This is a genomic window from Corallococcus sp. AB049A (genome assembly GCF_003668885.1).
Classification (GTDB): Bacteria; Myxococcota; Myxococcia; order Myxococcales; family Myxococcaceae; genus Corallococcus; species Corallococcus interemptor.
This window is the reverse complement of the sequence record NZ_RAWL01000478.1, coordinates 1-6,158: the sequence shown is the minus strand read 5'-3', so window position 1 is coordinate 6,158 and position 6,158 is coordinate 1. Positions and strand designations below refer to the sequence as shown.

The following is a 6,158-nucleotide window of genomic DNA, read 5'->3' as shown; positions in this document are numbered from 1 at the left end:
CCGCCGCCGCGCCCTCCGCCGCGCGCTGGCCCAGGGCGCCCAGGTCCATGCTGGAGTCCGTCACACGCGCCAGGGCCAGGTTGCCGTAGGGCGGCAGCGCGGCCGCCTCCTCCGGCGAGGGCAGCACCGCGTCCGGCGTCGGCGCCAGCACCCGGTAGGGCGCGCGCGGCACACGGAAGACGCGGATCTTCCCGGGGATGCCCTTGAGCTCGAAGGCGCCCACCTCCTGCGACGGCACCTCCGCCTTGTTCATGGCCAGGTACACGGCCTCCGTGAAGAAGACCTCGTCCGCTTCCGCGATGCCCTCCACGCGCGCCGCGATGTTCACCGGCTCGCCGAAGATGTCGTTGGCTTCGACCCGGACCTCGCCCACGTTCACGGCGACGCGGACGTGGATCTGATCATCCTCCAGCAGCTCCCGGTTGTGGTGCCAGAGCCGGTCCTGGATGGCGATGCCGCTCAGGACGGCCTGCGTGGGGGACTCGAAGGTGACCAGGAACGCGTCGCCAATGGACTTGATGATGCGTCCACCGAACGCCTTGAACAGCGGCGCGAGCAACGCCTCATGCACCTGCAGCAGCCGCTGATTCTCCTCCAGCGTCTGCCGACTGGTGCGTTCGGTGAAGCCCTTGATGTCGGTGAAGACGATGGCGAGGTTGGCGGTCTTCAAAGCGGGCGCAGTGTATGCAGCGCGTCGCGAAGAGCAATCGCCACGGACCGCGCACTGTTGCTCGCTGTCAGCGCTTCGAAGGTTTGAGGGCCCGCATGTTTCGCTTCGCTGGCGCCGTCAGCTGCGCCCTCACCTTCGCGGCGAGCTGGGGCCTGTCCGTCCGCTCGTAGAACGCCGCCAGGGTCCGCAGGACGCCGGGGTTGTCCGGCTGGGCGTCACGCGCGGCCAGGAACTCCCGCTCCGCGTCCTGCGTGCGGCCCTGCTTCTCCAGCACCGCCGCCAGCTGCATGCGCACCTGCACCCACGCGGGCCGGGACTTGGACAGGGGGCGGTAGTGCAGCTCCGCCTTGAGCCAGTCCCCCGCCTGGGCCCAGAGGCCCGCCAGCCGGAAGCGCGCGTCGTCGTAGGACGGGCGCAGGGTGACGGCGCGCTCGTAGGCACGGATGGCGTCGAAGGTGGCGCCCTGCTCCTCCTGGAGCTGCCCCTGGAGGAAGTACACGCGGGGGTTGTCCGGGGCCTCGCGCAGGGCGGCGTCCAGGTGGGTGGCAGCGCGCTCCAGCTCCGGGGCGCTGCCCCCCTTGAGGAGCAGCCGCGCGGCCTCCAGCCGGGGCAATTCCCAGCGGGGCTGGTTGGTAATCAACCGCTCCAGGGCGACGAGGGCTCCCGCGTCGTTGCCCGAGGCCTCCAACGCCAGCGCATCCGCCAGCGGATTGGAGGCCGGGGTCGCTTGCGCCGTCAGGACCGGAGAGGCCGGTGCGTCGGACGCGCCCGCAAGCAGCGCCGCCACGAGAACCCACATCATGGTTGGCAGATAGCAGGTCCCGGTGGGCCACCTCAATACTTCCCCTTGACGGGCACCCGGCCTCGCATGAAACCCATGACCGTGCAGATTTCCCAACGGACGCTGGAAGACCTTGGTTTCTCGGAAGTGCTCCGCGCGCTCACGCAGCGCTGCCGCACCGAGCCAGGAAGGGAGCGGGTGCTCTCCCGTCCATTCCTGGACACCGAGGCGGAAGTCACCGAAGCGCTGGCGCTCGTCGACGAGGCCCGCTTCCTTTCCCAGCAGCAGTTCTCCATGCCCTTGGGCGGCGCGACGGACCTGCGCGCCGCCGTGGGCCACGCGGAGAAGGGCGGCGTGCTGGAGCCCCGGCAGCTCATCGACGCGGCCCAGCTGCTCTTCGCCTTCGCCCGCACGCGCGAGGCGCTGGACGAGCGCAAGGAGCGCATCCCCCGCCTGGTGGAGATCTCCAAGCGCCTGCCCTTCCTGGAGGCCATGGCGCGCCGGTTGGATCAGTGTTTCGAACCGGACGGAACCCTCTCCGACCGCGCCAGTCCGGAGCTGAAGGAGGCGCGCGACCGCGCCCGCGGCCTGCACCGGCGCATCAAGACGCGCCTGGACGAGATGCTCCACGACCTGACGTTCACGTCCAAGCTGCGTGAGAACTACTACACGCTGCGCAACGGGCGGTACGTGGTGCCGGTGGTGTCCAACTACCGCGCGGAGGTGGACGGCATCGTCCACAACGCCAGCCAGACGGGGCAGACGCTCTTCATGGAGCCCCAGGTGATGGTGGGCCTGGGCAACGACCTGGCCATCGCGCAGTCGGAGGTCGCGGAGGAGGAGCTGAAGGTCCTCCAGGAGCTGAGCAAGCTCGTCGGCCGCGAGTCCACGCGCATCCTCGAAGGGCTGGAGGCGGTGGCGGAGCTGGACGAGGTGGAGGCCATCGCCGTCCTGTCCTCGGACCTGGACGCCACGACGCCCACCTTCGTGGACGTGAAGGAATTGCAGCTGCGCGCGCTGCGCCACCCGCGCCTGGTGCTCAAGGGCACGGAGGTGGTGTCCAACGACGTGACGCTCACCGAGGAGGCCCGGGCGCTGGTGGTGTCCGGCCCCAACGCGGGCGGCAAGACGGTGACGCTGACGGGCGTGGGGCTGTGCGCGCTGATGCTGCGCGCGGGCCTGCCCATCCCGGTGGGCGAGGGGTCGCGGATGCCGCTGTACCGCTCCGTGCACTCCACCGTGGGTGACACGCAGGACCTGTCGCAGGGCCTGTCGTCGTTCAGCGGCCACGTCACCCTGCTGCGCGACATCCTCGCCGCGGTGGCGGAGAACTCGCTGGTGCTCATCGACGAGATCGCCTCCGACACGGATCCTCGCGAGGGCGCGGCCATCGCCATCGCCGTGCTGGAGGAGCTGCTGGGCAAGGGGGCGTACGTCCTGGTGACGACGCACCTGGAGGAGCTCAAGGCGCTGGCGCACATGGATCCGCGCTTCCTCAACGCGCGCGTGGGCTTCGACGCCAAGCGCATGGCGCCCACGTTCCGGCTGCAGATGGGCGCGTCCGGCCAGTCGTCCGCCATCGACGTGGCGGCGCGGGTGGGCCTGCCGGCCTCCGTGTGCGAGCGCGCCCGGGAGCTGTCGCTCAACGCGGGCGGCCCGCTCACCAAGGCGCTGGCGGCGGCGGAGGACGAGCGGCGCAAGCTCACCGAGGAGCTGGAGAAGGCGCGCATCGCGGCGAAGGAGGCGGAGGCCCTCCGCGCGGACCTGGAGAAGCAGAAGGTCGCCTTCGAGCGCGAGCGCAAGGGCCGCATGATGCAGTTCAACGAGGACGTGCACGCGGCCAGCGAGCACGCCGCCCAGGAGGTCCGCGACCTCCTGACGAAGCTGCGCGCGGAGCAGAACGAGAAGGCGCTCTCCGAGGCGCGGGCGCAGCTGCAGCAGCGCGCGGACGAGGCGGCGAAGCGCGCGGCGGCGGCGAAGGCGGAGCTGTTCCAGGTGGAGGCCCCGGGGCCCGCGAACCTGAAGGTGGGCGCGTGGGTGCACCACTCCGGCCTGGGCCGGGACGTGGAGATTTTGGAGCTGACGGACGGCCAGGCGGTCGTGTCCGCGGGTGGCGCGCTGAAGATGCGCGTGCCCACGACGGAGCTGTCCGGTTCGCGGGGCAAGAAGCCGCAGCAGGCGAAGTTCCCGGACCAGAAGAAGGGCGAGGCGGCCCTGAAGCGGGCGGCCTCCGCGGCGCCGTCCCAGGTGGAGGCCACGAACTTCCGCTGCGACGTGCGCGGCATGCGCGCGGACGACGCGCTGGCGGAGCTGGAGACGTTCCTGGACCAGGGCATGCGCAAGGGTGAGGAGGCCGCGCTCATCATCCACGGGCACGGCACCGGCGCCCTGAAACAGGCCATCCGGGACCACCTGGCCGCGTCGCCCTACATCCGCATGTTCCGCCCGGGTGAGAGCCACGAGGGCGGGGACGGCGTCACGGTGGTGTCCCTGCGAGGCTGAGGTCCCCGGTTGACGGGGAGTCGGGGTCTTCCCTGCCCCGCTCCCCTGTCCCGGGAGGTGTCCGCTACAGTGCGGCGCCATGTATCGGCTCTGCCTGTTGGGATGCGTGATGTTCCTGGCCGCCTGTGGGGAGAAGGCTCCCGAGGAAGGCGCCATCCGTGTGTCCGTGAAGTACGGCACCTTCAAGCCCGCGTGCTTGCGCGTGGAGGCAAAGGACGCCCAGGGGCATCAGGAGGCCACCGACATCCCGGCGGCCCAGTTCAAGAACCCGGACAAGAAAGAGGTCCTGGTCGCGGTGCGCCGCAAGGCGGACTGGGACACGACCTTGAGCGTCACGGTGACGTCCTACGTCGACCCGAAGTGCACGGGTCCGGCGGTGGAGACGTTCACGGACGCTGCGCTCCAGGTCGTCCCCAAGAAGTTCACGGACTTCAAGGTGACGTTGGAGGCAGTGGATGGGGACGAAGACGGCTACCCTTCCACAGGAGGCCGCGAATGGACCGGTGTCCCCGACTGCGATGACAAGCGGAAGGACGTCTATCCGGGAGCCCCGGAGCAGTGCGACACGGCGGTCGACTTCGACTGTGATGGCAAGAAGGCGTGCGCGGATTCGAAGTGCGCGGACAGGACGTGCACGGACGCCAGCGACCTGTGCACCGTGGGCCGGAAATGCATCGGCATCGGTGAGGCAGCGCAGTGCGGGGGCGGCGAGCCGAAGTGCAAACAGTCGGCGGACCAGTGTCAGACGAGCGTCACGTGCGAGCCGTCCACGGGTGCATGCATTGAAGGAACCGTGGCCGTGGGCGCGTCCTGTGACACCGGGAACCTGTGCATCACCAATGGCCGGTGCACGGCCGACAAGCAGTGCGTCGGTGACATGAAGACGTGCAACCTGCCGGCGACCCCTCAGTGCCAGGCGGCCACGGGAAGCTGCAACCCGACCAATGGCAACTGTGAGTACGCTCCCAAGCCGGCCACGACGGTCTGCACCGATGGCAACGTCTGCCATGCCCCGGGGACCTGCGATGGCAATGGCACGTGCATCGGCAAGGACACGCCCTGCCCGCCCAGGGAGTGCAACACCGTCGCGGGCTGCACGGCGAACAACTCCTGCATCTACGCGCCAGACTCGACGCGGCTCAACATGCCCTGCAGCGAGGACAATTCGGGAACGCCGCGCGTGTGCCGTGCGGATGGTCAATGCATCGCGTTCCCCTACACGCCCGCCAACTTCAATCCGAGCAGCATTACCGGCGGTGAGATCAATGACCTGAGGACCACCGGGGCGGTGGTGTTCGACACGGATGCCAAGACTTGGACTCCCGCCGGTGCCGGCCCGGGCACGGGGGACATCACCATCAAGACCCAGAAGCAAACGGGTGGCCCGGACATCCTGCTCATCCCGGTGCGCAACCTGGCCCTCGGCGGAGAGCTACGCATCGTGGGCAGCCGCCCCCTCATCCTCGCCGTGTTTGGGGATGCCACGTTGAACCACGACATCCTGGCCAGCGGGCGCATCGTGAACGGCGTTCCGGTTTCCGGGGCCGGAGGCAATCAGCAGTGCACGGCATCGCAGGGCAAGAACGGGGCGTTCGCTGGTAGCGAGGGCGGCGGCGGAGGTGGCGCGGGTGGAGCGACCGCCGGAGCCATTGGCGGCAAGGGCTACGACGCCAATGCCAACCCAGGCGCCCCAGGCGCCCAGCAGGCCTCGGCCTTCACGCCGTTCTTTGGTGGATGCGCGGGAGGCAACGGCGCAGGCAAAGGTGGCGCCACAGGTGGACTGGGCGGTGCCAGCGGTGGCGCCTTCCAGCTCTCCGTGGCCAGGACGCTGACCGTCAGCAGGACCCTCTCCGTCAGCGGTGGTGGCGGCCTGGGCGGAAAGGCGACCACTTCACCGCAGGCAGCGGGTGGTGGCGGCGGCGGAAGCGGGGGCCGCATCGTGCTGGAAGCCTTCCAGGTGAACCTGACTTCGGACGCGCGGCTCACCGCCAATGGTGGCGGAGGGGGTCAGGGTGGCGGCGCCAATGGCATTGGCGCAAATGACGGAGCCAACGGCGCGAGTGGTAGCGAGAACAGCGGAAGCAGCGCCGTAGGTGGCACGGGAGCAAGTTTGACAGGTGGAGCGGGTGGTGCGGGTGGCTCTTCGACCAATCCCGTCGCGGGCTCCGAGGGAACAACAGGCTTGGGAGCAACCGGTGGAGGCGG

The 6,158-nt window shown here is 69.7% G+C and carries 4 protein-coding genes; 2 read left to right on the top strand and 2 right to left on the bottom strand.

Features of this window, described 5'->3' with window-relative positions; genetic code table 11:
* On the bottom strand, nt 1–670 hold a 670-nt coding region (locus D7X55_RS33990; protein ID WP_147470314.1), incomplete at its 3' end, for an adenylate/guanylate cyclase domain-containing protein.
* A gap of 67 nt (nt 671–737) precedes the next feature.
* On the bottom strand, nt 738–1,472 hold the full coding sequence (locus D7X55_RS33985) for a tetratricopeptide repeat protein (RefSeq protein WP_120552920.1): 735 nt from the start codon (nt 1,470–1,472) through the stop codon (nt 738–740).
* A gap of 75 nt (nt 1,473–1,547) precedes the next feature.
* Between D7X55_RS33985 and D7X55_RS33980 the strand changes: the two genes are divergently transcribed.
* Nucleotides 1,548–3,953, top strand: coding sequence for an endonuclease MutS2 (locus D7X55_RS33980; protein WP_121725226.1), 2,406 nt, complete (start codon nt 1,548–1,550; stop codon nt 3,951–3,953).
* 79 nt (nt 3,954–4,032) lie between these two features.
* Nucleotides 4,033–6,158, top strand: a 2,126-nt coding sequence (locus tag D7X55_RS33975) for a putative metal-binding motif-containing protein (protein ID WP_121725227.1), incomplete at its 3' end; no start/stop codon positions are given.

Coding starts and splice junctions, on each gene's coding strand:
- D7X55_RS33985 (WP_120552920.1), bottom strand. CDS start 1,472: ATGATGTGGGTTCTCGTGGCGGCGCTGCTTGCGGGCGCGTCCGACGCA.
- D7X55_RS33980 (WP_121725226.1), top strand. CDS start 1,548: ATGACCGTGCAGATTTCCCAACGGACGCTGGAAGACCTTGGTTTCTCG.